We start from the raw sequence: 18,604 nt of genomic DNA on the forward strand, positions 1-18,604 counted from the left end.
ACTAATATTAAAAGATAATTACTAATCTTGCCGATTTTTTTACGTAAAAAAATGAAAAAAAGTAAAATTGCAAAAAAAGCTAAGAGATATAAAAAAACCTTAAACATAATTTCCCCTAAGTTTTGCGCTGATATCTCCCGCACCAAAACCAATCACTAAGCCACTTTCAATCAATTCATCATCAAGATAAATCGCATTTTCTTCTCTTTTAATTGCTTTAATAAATTTAGCTTTTGGGAAGTATCTTTGCATATTGATTTCGATCTTAGCCTCCCCTGCAGCATACACAGGTAAAATATAAAGCTCATCAACACTTGCCAAAACTTCACTAAAATACTCTATATTAGCGCTTAAACGCGTATAACGGTGAGGTTCAAAAATCGCTATAGTTTTTTTATATCCGGCTAATCTTGCATATTCGCTCGCAGCCTTAAGTGTGGTTTTGATCTCTGTTGGATGATGTCCATAATCATCAATCAAGGTCATGTTTTCATTTGCAAATAAAATATCAAATCTCTTTTTAATCCCTTGGTATTTTAAAAGTTGAATTTTGATCTCTTCTATGCTTACAAATTCACTCGCAGCCAAAATAGCCAAAGCAGCATCCATCGCCACATGCTCTCCCATACCAAAAACACTAAATTCGCCTAAATCTTTAAGCGTAAAATACGTTCTAGGTTTAAAATCTTCCACTTTCATATAAATGTTTGTGATATCTTTACTTGGGTAAAGCTTTTTTGCATGGCTTAAATTTAAACTCGCCAAAAACTCATCTTCGGCATTGATCACTTGAATTTGAGACAAATGCAAAAAATCCTCATATGCTTTGTGTAATCTTGCAAGATCATTTTCATAATGATCTAAATGCTCTGCTTCAACATTGGTTACTATGGCTAGGTATGGATTTGAATTTAAAAAAGAACTATCACTCTCATCAGCTTCAAAAATGAGATTTTCACTTTCTTTATAAAGCATATTAGTGCCACTTTCTTTTAATACCGCACCAATAATTACAGAAGCTTCTATTAAGCTTGCTAAAATACTCGAAGTCGTACTTTTGCCATGAGCTCCCGCAACCGCAAATACTCTTTTGTCTTTTAAAATCATAGGTAAGGCTTCTTTTCTTGAAAGCGTTGTGATGTTTTGTTTTTTTGCACTAACCAACTCTTCGTTATTTTCTTTAATAGCAGCTGAATACACCACTAAATCCACATCTTGGACATTATCTTGATGATGAGGAATTTTTATATCTATGCCTTCTTTTTCTAGTTCTTTTGTGATTTTACTTTCTTTGATATCAGAACCACTGATCTTAAAGCCTTGTTCTTTTAGAAATCTCGCTAAAGCTGAAATTCCAATACCACCTATACCTATAAAATGAATTTTTTGCATTTTTGCCTCAAAAATTGTGAAAATTTAATGCAAAATTCTATCATTTATTTACTAAAAATAAAATATAAAAAGCCCTTCAATGCAAAATATAGTCGTTGTTTTTGGCCAAACATGTAGTAAAAATAATCCATTTACAACCATAATCTACTTTTACTATGGTTGTAAATATTTCAGTGAGATTTTATTCTTCGTAGTTTTTTATAAGTTTATCAAAGCCCCATAAATTTCTAGCTTCATTTGCCTTATTTACCTCGACCACAAGCATTTCTTCTTGATCGCCAAGTTGTTCTTGCACTTCCCCAAAAGCATTGATAAAAAAGCTATCTCCATAAAATTTCCATTCATTTTCTTGCTTTAAATTACCTATGCGATTAACTCTTAAAATATTCGTTGAGTTTAAAAAAGCTCTAGTTTTTAAAAGCTCTAACCATCTTTGATTACTTTCAAAAGTGCTAGCTGTAGGAACGATAACCAAATCTATCTTTTTTTTCATAATCATCTGCCAAAAGCTATCAAAATGCGCTTCAAATCCAAAAAGCAAGGCGCATTTTAAGCCCTCGTGAGTAAAAGTAAAAAGTTTAAGTTTATCGGTTTTTTTATTATTAAAAAATTTTTCTTCATTCCAATGTGCATAAGGCATTAGAATTTGCTGCTCATATACTTTTACATTTTGCGGACTTACCTTTAAGCATAGTTTTTTCAAACCATCATTTTCCACACTGATAAATGGCGCAATAATGTTTAGATCATATTTTTTAGCAAGTTTTATCAAGCTTGCTTTTTTACTTTGGCTTTGTTCTTTGATCATACTTTTTGGCATGGTTTTAAGCTCACTAAAAAAGCTATTTAAAACATACTCGCCCATAACCACCAAATTCGCACCACTTTCTTTAGCAGCTTTTAAATAATAATCAAGCCTTGATTCACTCAAAGCCAAAGTCGGAAACTGCAAAGCTACAACGCTACTCATCTACTTGCTCGATTTCTAATTTAGCATTTTCAAGCATAATTCTTGCTTGTTTGATACTTTTTAAACCTTCTTTGTAAATTTCCACACAAGTTTTAAGGTCTAAATCTTTATCATTGAGTTTTTCCAAAGAAAGTTCAGCTTGCTTGATATGATCTTCAAATTCCATTAATTACTTACCTTATAATTTGGTGCTTCAGCGGTGATAGTTACATCATGTACATGACTTTCTTTTAATCCTGCTGCAGTGATTTCTACAAATTCAGCTCTTTCTTGAAAAGCTTTAATATCTGCTGCGCCCACATAACCCATAGAAGATCTAAGTCCGCCTAAGAGTTGATGTACTACACTTTTTATACTTCCTACATAAGGCACCCTACCTTCAATACCTTCAGGTACAAGTTTATCTTGAGCAGTACCTTCTTGGAAATATCTATCCGAACTACCTTTTTGCATAGCTCCCAAGCTTCCCATACCACGGTAACTCTTATATTGTCTTCCTTGATAAGTAAACAACTCACCTGGACTCTCATCAGTTCCTGCTAAAAGTGAACCTATCATCACACTACTTGCACCCGCTGCAATAGCTTTTGCAATATCGCCTGAGTATTTTATACCCCCATCGGCGATCACTGGCACACCAAATTTATTTGCTTCTATTGCGCATTCATCTATAGCTGAAATTTGAGGTACGCCCACACCCGAAACAATACGCGTTGTACAAATACTACCAGGTCCTATACCGATCTTAATCGCATCTGCACCCGCCTCACAAAGATCTTTTACAGCTTTTGCACTAGCAACATTTCCTACTATCACATCTACATTAAATTCAGCTTTAATTGCTTTTAATGTATCAATAATCCCTTTAGAATGTCCATGTGCGCTATCCATCACGATCACATCAACTTCTGCTTCAACCAAAGCTTTCACACGGTCAAGTTGTCCCACGCCAACTGCTGCAGCCACTCTTAATCTTCCATAAGCATCTTTGTTAGAATTTGGGTATTCTTTACGCTTTTTTAAATCTTTAATGGTAATCAAACCTTCTAGGCGGTTGTTTTCATCTACAATCGGGAGTTTTTCTACTTTATTGGTAGAAAAAATTCTTTCTGCATCATCTAAAGTAGAGCCTTTTTTAGCAGTAATCAAAGGCATTTTTGTCATTACATTTTCTACTAGGTTATCAAAATTAGTTTCAAATCTCAAATCACGATTCGTTAAAATTCCAATTAAAATTTTATTTTCATCTACTACAGGAACACCTGAAATTCTATATTCAGCCATAAGCTCTAGTGCTTCTTTTACACTTGCTTTAGCTCCTATATAGATAGGATCCATAATCACGCCACTTTCGCTTTTTTTAACTCTTTTGATCTCTCTAACTTGCGAAGCAATGTCCATATTTTTATGGATCACCCCTATACCACCAAGTCTTGCCATCATAATAGCCGCTCTATGTTCAGTTACAGTATCCATAGCAGCTGAAATCAAAGGCATATTTAAAGTGATATTTTTTGTTAGTCTTGTTTTAATATCAACTTGTTTAGGTAAAACCTCTGAGTATTGAGGTACCAACAAAACATCTTCAAAAGTTAAAGCGCGTTTGATTATTTTCATTATTTTTCCTTTATTTGTTTTTAATCATTTCTTCTAAGCTTAAAGCCCCATCTAGCAGAGTTTGTTCATCATAAGCTTTACAAATCAACTGAGCTGAAATATTTAATCCATCTGGATTTTTTGCTACTGGCACACTTATACCACCAAGTCCTGCTAAATTTACTGAAATGGTAAAAATATCTTCTAAATACATTTGCACAGGAGTTTTAACATCATTCAAACCAAAAGCAACACTTGGAGCAACTGGCATAAAAATCAAATCACAATCGCTTAAAATTTCTTCGTATTTTTGCTTGATAAATCTTCTAGCCTTTTGTGCTTTAATATAATATGCATCATAATACCCACTACTTAAAACAAAAGTTCCAAGTAAAATTCTTCTTTTTACTTCCTCGCCAAAACCTTCACTTCTGCTATTGACATAGAGTTGATTTAGATTATCGCAATTTTCACTTCTTCTACCATATCTCACCCCATCATAACGACTTAAATTAGCACTTGCTTCAGCCGCTGCGATGATGTAATAAGCCGCAACATCAAATTTAGAATCCATCAAATCCTTATAAACAATCTCATGTCCATTTGCTTTCAACATATCTATAGTTTTTAATAAAGCTTGTTTTACATCATCATTAGTTTGTTCAATGTAGTTTTGAATCACTGCTATTTTTAATTTTTTATTTGGGTTGAGTTTTGGCGCAGTTGCTTCAAAAGCGATTTTAGCACTTGTGCTATCTTTTTCATCATATCCAGCAATCGCATCATATAAAATCGCAGCATCTTCAACATTTTGCGTAAGTACACCGATTTGATCTAAGCTTGAAGAATACGCAGCCAAACCATACCTACTAACTCTTCCATAACTTGGCTTAAATCCCACGCAACCACAAAATGCAGCAGGTTGTCTTACCGAGCCACCTGTATCTGAACCCAAGCTCGCCAAAGCTATCCCCGCAGCTACGGCCGCAGCACTTCCGCCACTACTTCCACCTGGAACCTTAGTATGATCAAGTGGGTTTAAAGTCTTACCATAAAAAGAAGTCGCGCTCGTACTTCCCATGGCAAATTCATCCATGTTGCATCTTCCAAATGGTGCAAAATTCTTTTTACGCAAATTTACAATAGCACTTGCATCATAAGGAGCTACATAGCCTTGTAAAATTTTAGAAGCACAAGTCAACTCCCAGTCTTTTACGCTGATATTATCTTTTATAGCTATTGGCACACCTGCGCCTGAAACACTTAAGTCTTTATTTAAAAACTGCTCCACATAAGCACCTAGCTCTTTTTGTTGGCGTGCTTTTTCATTTAATTCTTTTTTTAAATTTTCTAATTCTTCGTTTGAAAATTTCAAAGCCTCTTTTAAAGTTACCATTATTTATCCTTAAATTTTTTAACCAAATAAAACAAAAAAAGCGTGGCAAATAAAAAACCAACCAAAGTTACCACCACCACGCTAAAAGGTAAAGCTTGCTCAAACATTTTTCGCTTTTTCCACACTATTACATCTTGGACACAGGCAGTCTTCTTCTTTAGCTAAAAATTTCCAACATCTTGGACATTTATGCAATGAAGAACGAATAATCTTAAAGCTATGATCGCCTATTTTAAATTCAGCCAAAGCTTCTTTATCATCTAAGCTTTCTACTGAACTCACCATAAACCAGTCTGCTACCTCTTCAATATCTTCACTTAAAAGCTCATTTGCACTCGTTTGTAAGCTTAATTCTAGGGTTGACTTAATGGTTTTATCTTTTTTTAACACATCAACCATTTCAAAAAATTTCTCTCTTGATTGTATAAACAATTCATCTTCTATTTTATACTCATAATCAAACCCATTTTTCAACACCAAATCAAATACATCTTTTGCGCTTTCTTTAATGGCTACATTTGCATGCTCTAGTGCTTCATCTATCGTGTAAGTAAGACTTGGAGCTAAAAGCGCAAAAAGCTTTCTAGCTATTAGTACCATAGCACTTTGGGCGCTTACTCTTTTTGTATCATCTTTTGCATTACAATACAATCTATCTTTACAAATATCTAAGTATATACCACTTAAATCCGCGCTTAAGAAATTTAAAAGCACATTAAAGCCTTTTGCAAATTCGTATTTTTCAAAAGCACTTTCACACGCTTCAAAAGCAACTTTTGCGCGCATTAAAATCCACTTATCTAAAAGTGTGAAATTTTTAGTTTCTAAAAACTCTACATCATTGGTATTAGCAAGCAAAAATCTTATAGTGTTTCTTATCTTTCTGTATTGTTCGCTTACTTGCTTTAAGATATTATCTGAAATTTTTAAATCCGTTGAGTAATCACTAAGCATAATCCAAAGTCTTAAGATCTCCACTCCGTAGTTTTTAGCTACATTTTGAGGTAAGATCACATTGCCCTTAGATTTACTCATTTTTTGACCTTTTTCATCTACGGTAAAACCATGAGTGAGTATGTTTTTATATGGGGTTTTATGATTAATCGCAGTAGAGATTAAAAGTGAACTTTGAAACCACCCGCGGTGCTGATCACTTCCTTCAAGATACATCGAAGCTTGATATTCCCCTGCATCATATCTAGCTGAGTTTAACACTGCTTCCCAAGTACTACCACTATCAAACCAAACATCTAAAATATCATAAACTTTTTCTAAGTTATTTGGGTCGTATTTGCTATTAGGCGGTAGCAAGTCTTTGATTTCTAGCTCCCACCAAGCATCAGCCCCATTTGCTTCAAAAACACTTACTAAATGATCTAAAACATCATCATCAAAGATCACTTCTTTGGTTGCTTTATCTCTAAAAAACGCGATAGGCACACCCCAATCTCTTTGTCTTGATATACACCAATCAGGACGATTTTCTATCATCGAGCTAAGTCTTTTTACTCCACTTTCTGGATAAAACTTCACCGTACTTAGTTGCTCTAGTGCAAGTTCTCTTAAAGATTTCCCATCTAGCTTTTTTTCATCCATCAAGATAAACCATTGCTTTGTAGCTCTATAAATAACCGGCTTGTGTGTTCTCCAACAAAACGGATAAGAATGCACAAATTTAGAACTTTCAAGCAAAGCACTACCTAATAACTCTAAAATACGCTCATTTGCTTTAAAAATATGAAGCCCTATAAATTCATTTAATAAATGCTCCGGCAAAAGCTCTTTTGCTCTAAGCGTCTCATCATAGCACCCGCCATCATCTACCGGCATAATCACTTCAATGCCATATTTTAAACACACATAGTAATCATCCTCGCCATGTCCTGGTGCAGTATGTACAAGCCCTGTACCGCCTTCCATTAAAACATGATCGCCCAAAATAAGAGTTGATTTTCTTTGATTAAGCGGATTAATAGCGCTTAAATTTTCAAATTCAGCACCCAAAAGTTCTTTTTGAATCACACCTTGAGTGAAATTTTTACTAATCATATTTTCAAGTAAGGCTTTAGCGAAAATATAACCTTCTTCTGTGATAACATATTTTTCATTTGGATTTAAAGATATTGCTTGATTTGCAGGTAAAGTCCAAGGAGTAGTTGTCCAAATCACTGCTTTTGCTTTTTCAACTCCTAATTTTTCAACCGAAGCTTTATCAAGTTCAAATGCTACAAAGATAGAATAATCTTCTTTATCTTCATACTCTACTTCAGCTTCTGCCAAAGCACTCTTAGCAGCCCAACTCCAAAAAACAGGTTTGCTTCTTTCTAGCAAAAGTCCTTTTTTAGCGATCTTACATAAAGCCTTATAAATATCTGCTTCAAAAGCATTTTTCATAGTCAAGTATGGTTCATCCCAATCAGCAATCACCCCTAAAGACTTAAACTCATCTCTTTGGATATTAACAAATTCTCTCGCATGTTCTCTACAAAACTCACGAATTTCTTTTTTACTTAAACTTTGTTTTTTTTCTTTGAGTTTGACTTCAACTTGCTGTTCTATCGGCAAACCATGACAATCCCAGCCCGGAGTAAAACGCACTTTTTTGCCTTGAAAATAATGCATTTTTATAATGATATCTTTTAAAATTTTATTTAAAGCATGCCCAATATGCAAGTGTCCATTCGCATAAGGAGGTCCATCATGTAGAGTAAAACTCTCACTCACACCTTGTCTTTTTTGCTTCATTTTCTCATAAGCATAGTTATTTTTAAACCACTTACTAAAACGCTTGGGTTCAAACTCTGCTAAATTTGCACGCATTGCAAAAGTCGTATTTGGAAGCAATAGCGTATCTTTATAATCCATATAATCCACCTTGAAAAATTTAAAAATAGTAAATTCTACTTAAAATACTTTTAATTTGCACTTATTTTTTTGTTATAATCGCAAGAAAAAAAGGAAAAATTATGAAGCATTTGATCATTATCGTAGGTAATGAACTCATTGTCAATGAAAACTATATGCGATACATCCAAGAAGAATACAAAAAACAATTTCTAGAACTACATGAATTAAAATTTATCAGCAAACCCGACAAAGAACTTCCTTTTTTACTTGAAAAACTTTCTAAAGATTATGCTTATATAACGGTTTTTAGCATTAGCGAATACTATACAACCATAGCCAAAATCATAGCAACATTAAATGATGATGTATTAATCTTAGAAAATGACACCTTAGTGCCTTCTAAAGCAACACGTGAAAAAAACTCTTTTTTAAGCACTTTTGAAGCATGCCACATCAATTTACTCAATGTCAACATCGAAGAAAAACTACCTTTGATCTTACAAAATCCCGAGCTTGACTATGCATATTTTTGTCTTTTAGATATCGATGAGATGAGTGCAAATATCTTGCTTGGTACACTTACAACTTCTTTTGAAATTCAAACAAGCTCAAGTGCTTTATTGGAAAATCTTATTTGCATTCGAGCAAGTGCTAGTCAGTATGGAAAACTAGAAGGATTTTTAAAAGGAGTGTTTAAGCTTTTTGCAGGAAAAGTATTTTTAGGTAATAATCCTACTCAATTTGTAGCTAAAAGACTTCTAGAGAAAAATTTAAAAATTTCCTTTGCTGAAAGCTGCACCGCTGGACTTTGTGCCTCCAAACTAGCTGAAAATTCAGGAATTTCTAGCGTGTTTGAAGGCTCTTTGATCACTTACTCCAACCGCTTAAAAAACACTTGGCTTGGCGTAAGCAATGACACCTTAGAAAGCGTTAGCGAATACTCTGATCGTTGTATTTATTTTATGCTTAAAGGAGTTTTTAAAACAACAAGCTGTGATTTTGCACTAGCAATTAGCGGAGTAGCTGGGGAAGAAGATGATAAAAATACTAAATCAGGCACCATCTATATAGGAGCTATGTATAAAGATGGAACCTTTTTACAAGAATGCATACACATTCAAGGCAATAGAAACTACACTAGAGAACAAGCATGCCTAGCGGCTTATTGTCTAATGCTTAGACTAAAACCTGAGATTTTCTTCGCTCCTTAAATCTTGGGTTTATTAAACTTATTTTAAACATCAGCAAATTATAATTACGCCTTTTGTTACATTTCATTTATATTAGGAGTAAACATGACTTGTTTCACGGGGGGGGGGAATCGATAATTCCCAAATCAAACATTCTTTAAATTCATCAAACCAACTCTCATTTTTTACGAAAAAAACCTTTCTTTCTTTAGCAACTATATCTTTTCTAGCTAGCTATGCTAATGCAAACATCATAAGTGATCATAACCATTCAAGTGGCACTATCCAAATAACTAGTAAAAACCAAAGAGATATCAGCGGTGGCGGTTGTAGTAATACAAGCTGTACGATAAGTGATACTAAAAATGAAACAGTTACCATTAACAATGGTGGTGGTACTTTAACCATAGATAAAGGCGGTAAAATTGAAGTTAGTGATAAAAAAGGTGTTGTGGTAAATAGTGGTGTTAGCAATGCAACTATCATAAATCATGGCTCTATCATCGCAAATGGAAATAGCACCCCTTTTGGTATCCACAACAATGGTGGTACGATCGATAGTATTACTAACTCAGGTTTAATCGTAGGTAAAATTGGAATTCGTATAGATAATAAAAGTGTTATAGGTTCAATCAACAATAGTGGCACTATTATGACAACCAAAGATACTAATGGCTATGGGGCTCTTGTTGTATGGGAGCAAGGTTCATCAAATCACACTATTAACAACATCAACAATTCTGGTTTGATATACAATCAAAGCACAGCCAATGGTAGCGCTGCGATATATATTATGGATGGTAATTTTGGTTCAATCACAAACAGCGGAGTAATTCATAGTGATACAGGTTTTGGGGCTATAGTTTTAGAAGATATATCTACCGTAGGAACAACAGGCAATGCTATAATCAATAACAACGGAACTATTATAGCAAAAAGTGGATCTGGGATTTATTTAAAATACGGATATTACATTACTTCAGAAGGAGGTAAAGTTTCTTTAGGATCTATACAGCTAAATGGTGGGCTTGTCGCAGGGGTAGACGCAGGGATTAGAATTGATCATAATGGTGTAGTAGGCACTACCAAAGATGATAAATCCCCTAACACCAACGCTATTGATCTAGACAAGGGCGCAGTAATTGCCTCAGCTACAGTTAAAGATGATAAATTAACATACAACCCAAATGGTACAGCCTTACAAAATGAAGGCACTATTAAGGGCAATATCAATCTTAACAATGAATCTAAAATCATTGGTTCTGTTTTAAACAGAGGATCTATCACAGGTAATATCACTCTTAATGGTAAGTCTTATATCACTTCCATTAACAATGAAAAAACTATCCAAGGTTCTATAGACTTAAAAGGTAATTCTCAAATAGATACTATTTTAAATAAAGGCACCATTGAAAAAGGTATCCATCTAGATCAAAGCTTTATATCTTCTATAGAAAATAAAGGCACTATTAATGGTGATGGTATTACACTAGCAAATGAAAGTCAAGTAGGTTCTATCATTAACCATGAGGGTGCTAAAGCTGACTTAGACTTAAAAGGAGGCTCTTTTGTAGGTTCTATCACTAACAATGGTGATATGACAATCACTAGAGATGATACAAGCAAGATAGGTGCTTTTAATAATGAAGGTAGTATTAAAAACAAATTTGAAAACAAAGACTTTATGCAAACCTTTGAAAACAAACAAGGTGCTACCTTAGAACAAGGCTTAGAAAACACAGGTGCTATAGGAGCTATTGATAATAAAGGTCATATAGCAGGTATTAGCAATTTAGCAAATATAAAAACTAAAGACAATAAAGATAAAGCTCATATTGGAACTATCATCAACTCAGGAACCATTAGCCATGTTAAAATGCCTTTAGCAACACTAGATGATACAGCTAATATGGATCATGCTTATGCTATTTATAATAATGGCACAATAGACTTTTTATATAATCAAGCTAATGCTGTCATTAATGGAGGCATTAACAATGAAGGCTCTATGAATATCATCAATCATGGTAGCATACACAATGGTATTACAAATACAGGTACTATTACACTTAGTTCTAATTTTACTCCAAGCTTTAAAAAAGCAAGTGAACATAACAATGGCTTTATTGGTAAAAATAACAATGGCCACCAATTAGAAAACAATGATAAGGGTAAAATTAGCATAGATGGTTGGTATTTTAATGCTTTAGAATATACTAAAGATAATAACCAAAGATTAGAAAATTCTATCATCATAGGTGGAGATAATCTAGGTGGTATTTATGCAGATAATATTTATGTTAATACTAAAGATTTAGTATTAAATCAAATCTATGATAGTAATACTTTCTTTGCAGATAAAAATGGAAATAGCCAAGGAAATGAAACTAACAATGGTGCAGGTGTAGATGCAAGCAATATCCATAGCATTAGTGGAATTTATAACTTTGTGAATGTAGGTAAGGGTCAATATGCAGCCGTAGTAGATACTAAAGAACTTAGTGGTAAAACCTTAGCAAAGTCTATGGTATATGCTTCAAGATTAAGAGCGATTAATATCTCTAATATGTTAAGAGACATCACCTCTCAAAACTTCCAAACAGAATTCTCTCAAGCATTAAATATGCAATTATCTAAACAAGGTGAAGCTTATGGTAATGATGCAGACTTATTAGCAGAATTAGAAGACATCTTCATTCCTAATAAAAACCCACATGCAAAAAACCATACTTTCTTATTGCCTTATTATAATCACTCTAATATCAAGATAGGAAAAACAACAGGTCATTTAAAGGTTAATACTAGTGGTTTAATAGGAGGTTCTCAAAGAGAACTACCTAAAGACTATGGTGTGATAGGTTTTTATCTAGGATATGAAGATAGTAAAAAAGAACAAGCTAGACAAAGACTAAGATTTGATGATAAAACATACTATGGTGGTTTAACTTATTATGGAGTATTAGCAAGAGATGGGATTAATCAATACTATCTTAGTGCTAGAACAATCTTAGATTATACTCAAAGTGATATAGAAAAAAGCTATCAAAGCTTACCTGTTAGTGTAGAAAGTGATACTAAGGTATATGGTTATGGAGCAGAAATTAAACTAGGTGCAAATTATTATAATACTTTAGATATTGCAAGAATTTCTCCTGAGCTTGGTCTTAGTTATTATGGTATGAGTAATAAAAACTTTTCTCTTTATCACTTAGGTGGAACAAAAGAACACTACCTAGCAGAACAGTTTAATTTTATTGATGCAAGTGCTGCTTTAAAATGGTATAAACCATGGAGTGATAAATTAAGAACCAATCTTACTATGGGAGCTATTGTAAACTTATACAATGATGCAAAAGGAAATTTAAAACTAGGCACTAATCATCTTAGTGCAAAAGTAGAAACTTCAAAGTATTATGGGTTTGGACAATTAGGTCTTTCTTATGCTATAGCACATAATGCTGACTTATCACTCAATTATGCAGGTGCATTTACCTTTGATGATACTAGTTCACATACGATGTTTTTAAAACTAGGTTTATGGTGGTAAGTTTTTTCACACTAACTATGATAGTTAGTGTGAAACTAAACTCAATTGCCCAGAGTTTGCTTGAAATAATTATAGACAACAAACAAACAACAACAAACAAAAGCACGTTAATCAAGAATACAAGTGTGTAATGGTATATAAATACCAAACTCCTTATTAGGCAAACTCTCTAATAACATTAAGCTAAAAAGCTTAATGCTTATTAGCAAACTCTGGGGAGTTGGGTGGGATTAGTTTAAAATTTTGATCTTATTTTCTAAAACACTTTTAGGGGTAAGTCCGATGAATTTTTCATTCATATTGCCTTTTTCATCAAAAAAAACCATCACAGGTACACCATAGATCCCACCCACTGCTTTAGACAAAAACGAACTAGCTTTTGCTTCATAAACAAGAGGCAAGTCAAGTTTTTTTAGCTCAATAACATTTTGTGCTTGTGTTTTAGACCTAACTCCACTTAAAACCGCCAAAATAGGAAATTTTTTTTCTTTATAAAGCTCATTAAGCATAGGAATTTGCGCATTGCATGCACCACAATCTTGCGTGAAAAAAAATAAAGCATAAGCATGGTTAGAATTTTGAATTTTTAAGGTTTTTTCAAAACCATCATAGTCAAAAATATAATTTTGTTTTGAATTTAAAGTTTGAAATTCGTTATTTGAACATGCGCTAAGAAAAAAAACGCTTATTAAAGCCAAGAAGCAATAGAAGCTTTTAACTGCGACCATGGCTTTTCTCCTATGATTTTATCTTGCACAACACCATCTTTAATGACAAAAGTTGTTGGCACGGCAAAAACGCTAAATCTTTGCCATGATATATCTAAATCATCTTGCAAAAATGTGATATTTTTATATTCATATTTTGTAGCAAATTCTTCAAAATCTTTACCCTTGTCTATAGAATCTAGTGCTAAAATAGTCATTTTTTTAGGATATTCATTGGCTAATTTTTCCAAAAGTGGCAAATCTTTCAGACAAGATGCACAACCTTGCTCCACAAAAGTTAAAACAATAAGATTATCAAAATCAGCTAATTTAACTTTTTCTCCAGCTAAATTTTTAGCTGCGATTTCTGGTGCTTTTAGACCTATTTTACCACCATTTTTATTATTGTTTTCAAAACAAGCACTTAAAAATATACTGCATAAACAAGCTAAGATTAAAATTTTAATTTTCACTTTTCATTACCCCATGGCTTAAAATGATCGTTCTATCAGCAAAAGTAGCTAAGTCGGGATTATGAGTGATTAAAACTATAGTTTTACCATCTTGCTTTAATTTGCAAAAAAGATCTAAGATATTTTTTTCATTTGCTTCATCTAAATTTCCCGTAGGTTCATCTGCGAGTAGAATTTCAGGATCATTCACTAAAGCTCTTGCTATACATAACCTTTGCTGCTCCCCGCCACTTAACTGACTAGGCAAATGCGTAAGTCTATGTGAAAGCCCTACTTTTTCTAGCGCCATTATGGCGTCTTTTTGCTCTATACTTGAATGGTAAAATTGTGCTAGCATGACATTTTCTAAGGCATTTAAATAAGGTATTAAATGAAACTGTTGAAAAATCAAACCTATCTTCTCTCTTCTAATTACACTTTTTTCTTCTTCGCTTAAATTTCCGACTTCTTTATCATCTAAAAAATATTCCCCACTACTTTGAGTATCCATCAAAGAAAGTATATTCAAAAGCGTAGATTTACCAGAACCTGATGGACCCATGATAGCTAGCCACTCGCCTTGCTTTACTTCTAAGTTGATATCTTGCAAAGCTTTAACTTCATTGAAATTACGATTTAAATTTGAAATTTTTATAATATTTTTCATCACTCACCCTTTAAATTTTCACAAACATTGATTTTTAAAGCTTTTTTTAACGGTAAAAAACTCGCAAAAAATGCAAATATCAAAGAAACAAGCACTGCAAAAAACACCGAAAGAAGTCTAAAATCTATACTTGCATTAAAAATCAAATACCCAAAAATATTAGCTAAAAAATACCCACAAAAAGCACCAAGTAAACTTGCGCTTAAACTCAAAATAAACACCTCAGCCCCAAAAAGCTTGATAATCTCTTTATGTTTAGCTCCTAATGCAAGGTGCAAAGCTATTTCTTTTTTTCTTGAAAAAATTACCGCACTAAGAGTGGTGTTTACACTCAAAGAACTAATCAGTAAAATCGTTAAGCTAATCAAAGCCATCAAAGCTTTAATCTTTTCCAAAATAACACCCTCGCTAATAGACACCGAAGCAATCACTTTTGCTTCTATATTGCCCTTGCTAAGTTCTTTTGCTTTTTGATCTAAACTTTCATAATCACCTAGTAAAATAGCCTGAGCATAATTAACTACTTCTTTATCAGCTAACTCTTGGGCTTTTTTCAAAGAGATGATCAAAACACCATCTTGCTCATCGTTACTTCTTAAAATAGCTTTGATTTTAACTTTGGCTATTTTAGAAATGCTTGGATTGTAAATTTGCAATTCTTGTCCTATTTTAAGTTCAAGTTGCTTTGCTAAATCTGCTCCCACAAAAGCACTATCTTCGCTAAAATCACTTAAAGAAAAGCTACCCTGCAAAACCTCCATAAAAGGCTTGGTAAGCTTTAAATTGGCAAAATCAACTCCAACTACTACCGCACTAGAGCTTTCAAGATTGTAAAAACCGTATAAAAATGGGGTTAAAGCTTTTGCTTTTAAATTTTCTTTAGCTTGATTAAAATCTTGCATACTTAAAAACTCATCATCTTTGGGTGTGATAATAAAATTCGCACCATAGGCTTTTAATTCTTTAGATAATTTAGTATCGATATCAAAATAAATATTAAAAAACGAAGCACTTACCATGGCACCCATAAACACTGCTATAAAAATAACACAAACTCTTTTGTAAGAAAAAATAAGAGATTTAAAAACCTCTTGTATAAAAAAATTACTTCCCATATAAAACCTCTGAAGTAGAAAGTTTAGAAATGCCCTTAATCGAGAACAAGCACCCTAAAAATACTATAAGCACTGCAAAAAATAAACAAATCGGCAAGATGATCCAAGAAAGCGCAATGGTATGATCAAATATACTCAAAGCGATAATCTCTGACATAGCTATACCAAAAGCAAAACCCAAAACGGCTCCAACCAAAGCCACTACAACCCCTTCTAATGCAAAAATCATATAAATTTGTAAAGTACTTGCACCCAAAGCTTTTAAAAGCCCTATTTCGCTTCTTCTTCTAAAAATATCCGCACTCATTAAAGAAGAAATAGCTATAGAAGCCACAACTAGACATATAATACTAACCACAGCCATTAGAGATTGAATTTTTGATACTATTAAGCTTTCTGCATCCGAAATCGCACTTACAACTTTTGTGCTAGCGCCTTTGAAATCTTCTGCAATTTGATAAGCGATTGAACTTACATAAGCAGTGCAATACCACTGATCATATTCAAGTTGATCAAGACTATCTACATCACGTCTTGCTTTTTGTGCTAAATCATTTTCAGGTATAGTTAGCGCTGAAACTTCTGCTTTAGCAAACAAACCTTCTTTTTTGGAAAGTTTTTGTGCCAAAAGCAAAGAAGTGATAAGCTTATTCGAAAAAGCCTGAGTTAAGTCCACTATACCGACAATTTTTACTTTAAAATTTTGGTCATTTTGTATGATTTGAATTTCATCATTAATTTTTAAATGATATTTTTGTGCCAAGTCTTTTCCCAGCATTGCTTCATCTAAGCTATCATCTTTTGGGTAGTTTCCTTCTATCTTGCTATATTTATAAAGCTCTTTAATCCCTGCATAAAAATCATCGTCATCTTGGACTTTTATGGCTTTATCAAAATACGTCCCTACTAAGGCTATATTTTCATAACTTGCGCTTGGAGTTTGAATTTTTACCTGTGTATCTAAAAATGGTGCAAAGGCGTTGATATTGTTTCTCCAAAAAATTTCTTTAATAGTATGAAGCTTGTTTTCTTCTAAAAAATTTTGATTTTTTAAAGGTTCGTAGATTTTATTACCTACTTCCACGCTCAAACTCGCACCTTTAGGTAAAACCAAGATGTTTGATCCATAACTTCTTAGTTCTTTTGTAATCTCATTGCCTATACCTAAAGTAAGATTTAACATTGTAGCCATAAGCAAAGTAGCTAAAAAAATCGTTAGCAAGGCCAAGGATTTTTGAATTTTATTTTGAAAAATGGAATTTTTTACGATCTTAACTTGCATAGTTGTTTCCTAATAAATTATGAATTCTATATTTTGAAGTTTTATTGGTATCAATGTATTTTAAAGGATCGTTTTTAAATTCTTCGTAGTTTTTTTCATTTGCAAAGAAATATGTTCTTCCTTTATATACATAAGACCTTGGTGCTTTAAGGTTGATAAGTTCTGTATGATCGATAGGATCATAAACTTTCTTTTCTACCACTTGAGTAAAGAAATTTACACCATCTAAAATTTCTGAAAAAGGTATGATGACTTTACCATTTTCAAATTTATATTTCATTGGGATAGGATTACATCCGCCTGCTTTACCCACACTTGGCAGGAAAATTCTCACATTACACGAAATACAAATTAACTCTCCACCTCTTTTAACATAACCCATATCACCACATATACTGCAAGCATCAAAAACCGCTACCGGAGAATCTTTGTCCTCTCTTTTATTAATCAAGAAAAATCTTACCACTTTCCCCTCATCGCTAATATAAGCAAAACGGTGCAAGTTGTTGTCCCTTAAGATCGCTACATCAAAAACAAATTCATCATTTTCATTTGGTTCTACATAGGTTGGCTCATCTATGGTGATTGGCTTGGAAGCATGCAAGTCATAAAAAAGACAAATACAAAGGCTTAAAACCATGGCACTAAAAACACTTGCACTAAAGCTAGTTATGGTTGAATTTTTAGCGTAATTTTTTCTAAATTCTATATCAAAATCTTTTCTTTTAATATTCTCACTTACTCTTTGTTTAAGCGCTAAAATAATACTCCATCCTAAAAAGAAAAACCACACATAAGGATAAAATTTAACATAATACACGCTTTTTGCCACATAGCTTAAGTACAAGCTTTCGGTTTCTATCACACCTTCTCTCATAAGATGTAATACAATTTGTGCCAAAGCTTCATTTAGATAAAAAATCACAATAACACATAAAAGTATATTTAAAAATTTAAATTTAAATTCTCTTAGCCATCTTATATAAAGGTAAACTCCAAGACATATCACAAAAGCAAGCAAAATAAATCCAAAAGAACTAATCGCTAAAGAATCTAAAAAATTAGTGCTTAATATAGGAAAATCCACCGAAACATGCAAATACTTCACACCAAAAGCAAAGGATAGTAAAAACACCAATACGCTTTGAATTTTTTCTTTTATGATGTTATTTTGCATATAAACTAAAACAAGTAACACTAAAAATACGAAAACAAACAAGATGTTATTGAAAAAAAACAATAGATCGTATTGAAGTGTCTTAGAACTAATAAAAAAAGCAAAATAAGAAAAAACAAAACCCACAAAAGCAAGTTTAAACACAAAAGAATTTTTTAGATTGTAAAAAAATAAAGCACTCAAAAGTGCATAGGAGAAGAAAACTCCAAAAAAATGTACAAAATAAATCGACATAGGCTCTTCTTTTGATAGAATTTATTTATAAA

At 32.9% G+C, this 18,604-nt stretch carries 14 protein-coding genes; 2 read left to right on the forward strand and 12 right to left on the reverse strand.

The window, feature by feature from the left end; genetic code table 11:
• Positions 1 to 99 precede the first annotated feature (99 nt).
• The 6 genes from murC to ileS all read right to left on the reverse strand — a co-directional run bounded on the left by murC (position 100) and on the right by ileS (position 8,219).
• Positions 100 to 1,392: a UDP-N-acetylmuramate--L-alanine ligase gene (gene murC, locus A0083_RS06030; RefSeq protein ID WP_197552802.1), complete on the reverse strand. Its 1,293-nt coding sequence runs from the start codon at positions 1,390 to 1,392 to the stop codon at positions 100 to 102.
• A 181-nt stretch (positions 1,393 to 1,573) separates the two neighbouring features.
• Positions 1,574 to 2,362, reverse strand: a complete 789-nt coding sequence (locus A0083_RS06035; protein WP_197552804.1) for a carbon-nitrogen hydrolase family protein — start codon at positions 2,360 to 2,362, stop codon at positions 1,574 to 1,576.
• On the reverse strand, positions 2,355 to 2,528 hold the full coding sequence (xseB, locus tag A0083_RS06040; RefSeq protein WP_039626753.1) for an exodeoxyribonuclease VII small subunit: 174 nt from the start codon (positions 2,526 to 2,528) through the stop codon (positions 2,355 to 2,357). Before xseB ends, A0083_RS06035 begins: the two co-directional genes overlap by 8 nt.
• Positions 2,528 to 3,979, reverse strand: coding sequence for an IMP dehydrogenase (gene guaB / locus A0083_RS06045; protein WP_120760848.1), 1,452 nt, complete (start codon positions 3,977 to 3,979; stop codon positions 2,528 to 2,530). The genes xseB and guaB overlap by 1 nt, the downstream gene beginning before the upstream one ends.
• A gap of 10 nt (positions 3,980 to 3,989) precedes the next feature.
• Positions 3,990 to 5,354, reverse strand: a complete 1,365-nt coding sequence (gene gatA, locus A0083_RS06050) for an Asp-tRNA(Asn)/Glu-tRNA(Gln) amidotransferase subunit GatA (protein WP_197552806.1) — start codon at positions 5,352 to 5,354, stop codon at positions 3,990 to 3,992.
• A 99-nt stretch (positions 5,355 to 5,453) separates the two neighbouring features.
• Positions 5,454 to 8,219, reverse strand: a complete 2,766-nt coding sequence (gene ileS / locus A0083_RS06055; protein ID WP_197552808.1) for an isoleucine--tRNA ligase — start codon at positions 8,217 to 8,219, stop codon at positions 5,454 to 5,456.
• A 101-nt stretch (positions 8,220 to 8,320) separates the two neighbouring features.
• Between ileS and A0083_RS06060 the strand changes: the two genes are divergently transcribed.
• Entirely contained in the window at positions 8,321 to 9,412 is a 1,092-nt protein-coding gene (locus tag A0083_RS06060) for a CinA family protein (RefSeq protein ID WP_197552810.1), read from the forward strand.
• A 430-nt stretch (positions 9,413 to 9,842) separates the two neighbouring features.
• On the forward strand, positions 9,843 to 12,938 hold the full coding sequence (locus A0083_RS06065) for an autotransporter outer membrane beta-barrel domain-containing protein (RefSeq protein ID WP_197552812.1): 3,096 nt from the start codon (positions 9,843 to 9,845) through the stop codon (positions 12,936 to 12,938).
• Between the two features lie 230 nt (positions 12,939 to 13,168).
• Here the strand turns inward: A0083_RS06065 and A0083_RS06070 are convergent, their stop codons facing one another.
• The 6 genes from A0083_RS06070 to A0083_RS06095 are packed head-to-tail and all read right to left on the reverse strand — an operon-like array spanning position 13,169 to position 18,572.
• A complete protein-coding gene (locus A0083_RS06070; protein WP_197552814.1) occupies positions 13,169 to 13,636 on the reverse strand; it encodes a TlpA family protein disulfide reductase in 468 nt (155 codons plus the stop codon).
• Complete coding sequence (locus A0083_RS06075; RefSeq protein WP_120759794.1) at positions 13,627 to 14,118, reverse strand: TlpA family protein disulfide reductase; 492 nt, start codon at positions 14,116 to 14,118, stop codon at positions 13,627 to 13,629. The genes A0083_RS06070 and A0083_RS06075 overlap by 10 nt, the downstream gene beginning before the upstream one ends.
• Entirely contained in the window at positions 14,108 to 14,764 is a 657-nt protein-coding gene (locus A0083_RS06080) for an ABC transporter ATP-binding protein (protein WP_197552816.1), read from the reverse strand. The genes A0083_RS06075 and A0083_RS06080 overlap by 11 nt, the downstream gene beginning before the upstream one ends.
• Positions 14,764 to 15,879, reverse strand: a complete 1,116-nt coding sequence (locus A0083_RS06085) for an ABC transporter permease (protein WP_197552818.1) — start codon at positions 15,877 to 15,879, stop codon at positions 14,764 to 14,766. Before A0083_RS06085 ends, A0083_RS06080 begins: the two co-directional genes overlap by 1 nt.
• On the reverse strand, positions 15,869 to 17,161 hold the full coding sequence (locus A0083_RS06090) for an ABC transporter permease (RefSeq protein WP_197552820.1): 1,293 nt from the start codon (positions 17,159 to 17,161) through the stop codon (positions 15,869 to 15,871). The genes A0083_RS06085 and A0083_RS06090 overlap by 11 nt, the downstream gene beginning before the upstream one ends.
• Complete coding sequence (locus tag A0083_RS06095; RefSeq protein WP_197552822.1) at positions 17,151 to 18,572, reverse strand: Fe-S-containing protein; 1,422 nt, start codon at positions 18,570 to 18,572, stop codon at positions 17,151 to 17,153. Before A0083_RS06095 ends, A0083_RS06090 begins: the two co-directional genes overlap by 11 nt.
• Between the last annotated feature and the right edge of the window lie 32 nt (positions 18,573 to 18,604).

Origin of the sequence: Campylobacter sp. 2014D-0216 (assembly GCF_014931215.1) — a bacterium.
Classification (GTDB): Bacteria; Campylobacterota; Campylobacteria; order Campylobacterales; family Campylobacteraceae; genus Campylobacter_D.

Coding starts and splice junctions, on each gene's coding strand:
- A0083_RS06090 (WP_197552820.1), bottom strand. CDS start 17,161: ATGCAAGTTAAGATCGTAAAAAATTCCATTTTTCAAAATAAAATTCAA.
- guaB (WP_120760848.1), bottom strand. CDS start 3,979: ATGAAAATAATCAAACGCGCTTTAACTTTTGAAGATGTTTTGTTGGTA.
- A0083_RS06060 (WP_197552810.1), top strand. CDS start 8,321: ATGAAGCATTTGATCATTATCGTAGGTAATGAACTCATTGTCAATGAA.
- A0083_RS06035 (WP_197552804.1), bottom strand. CDS start 2,362: ATGAGTAGCGTTGTAGCTTTGCAGTTTCCGACTTTGGCTTTGAGTGAA.
- A0083_RS06080 (WP_197552816.1), bottom strand. CDS start 14,764: ATGAAAAATATTATAAAAATTTCAAATTTAAATCGTAATTTCAATGAA.
- A0083_RS06095 (WP_197552822.1), bottom strand. CDS start 18,572: ATGTCGATTTATTTTGTACATTTTTTTGGAGTTTTCTTCTCCTATGCA.
- A0083_RS06085 (WP_197552818.1), bottom strand. CDS start 15,879: ATGGGAAGTAATTTTTTTATACAAGAGGTTTTTAAATCTCTTATTTTT.
- gatA (WP_197552806.1), bottom strand. CDS start 5,354: ATGGTAACTTTAAAAGAGGCTTTGAAATTTTCAAACGAAGAATTAGAA.
- murC (WP_197552802.1), bottom strand. CDS start 1,392: ATGCAAAAAATTCATTTTATAGGTATAGGTGGTATTGGAATTTCAGCT.
- ileS (WP_197552808.1), bottom strand. CDS start 8,219: ATGGATTATAAAGATACGCTATTGCTTCCAAATACGACTTTTGCAATG.
- xseB (WP_039626753.1), bottom strand. CDS start 2,528: ATGGAATTTGAAGATCATATCAAGCAAGCTGAACTTTCTTTGGAAAAA.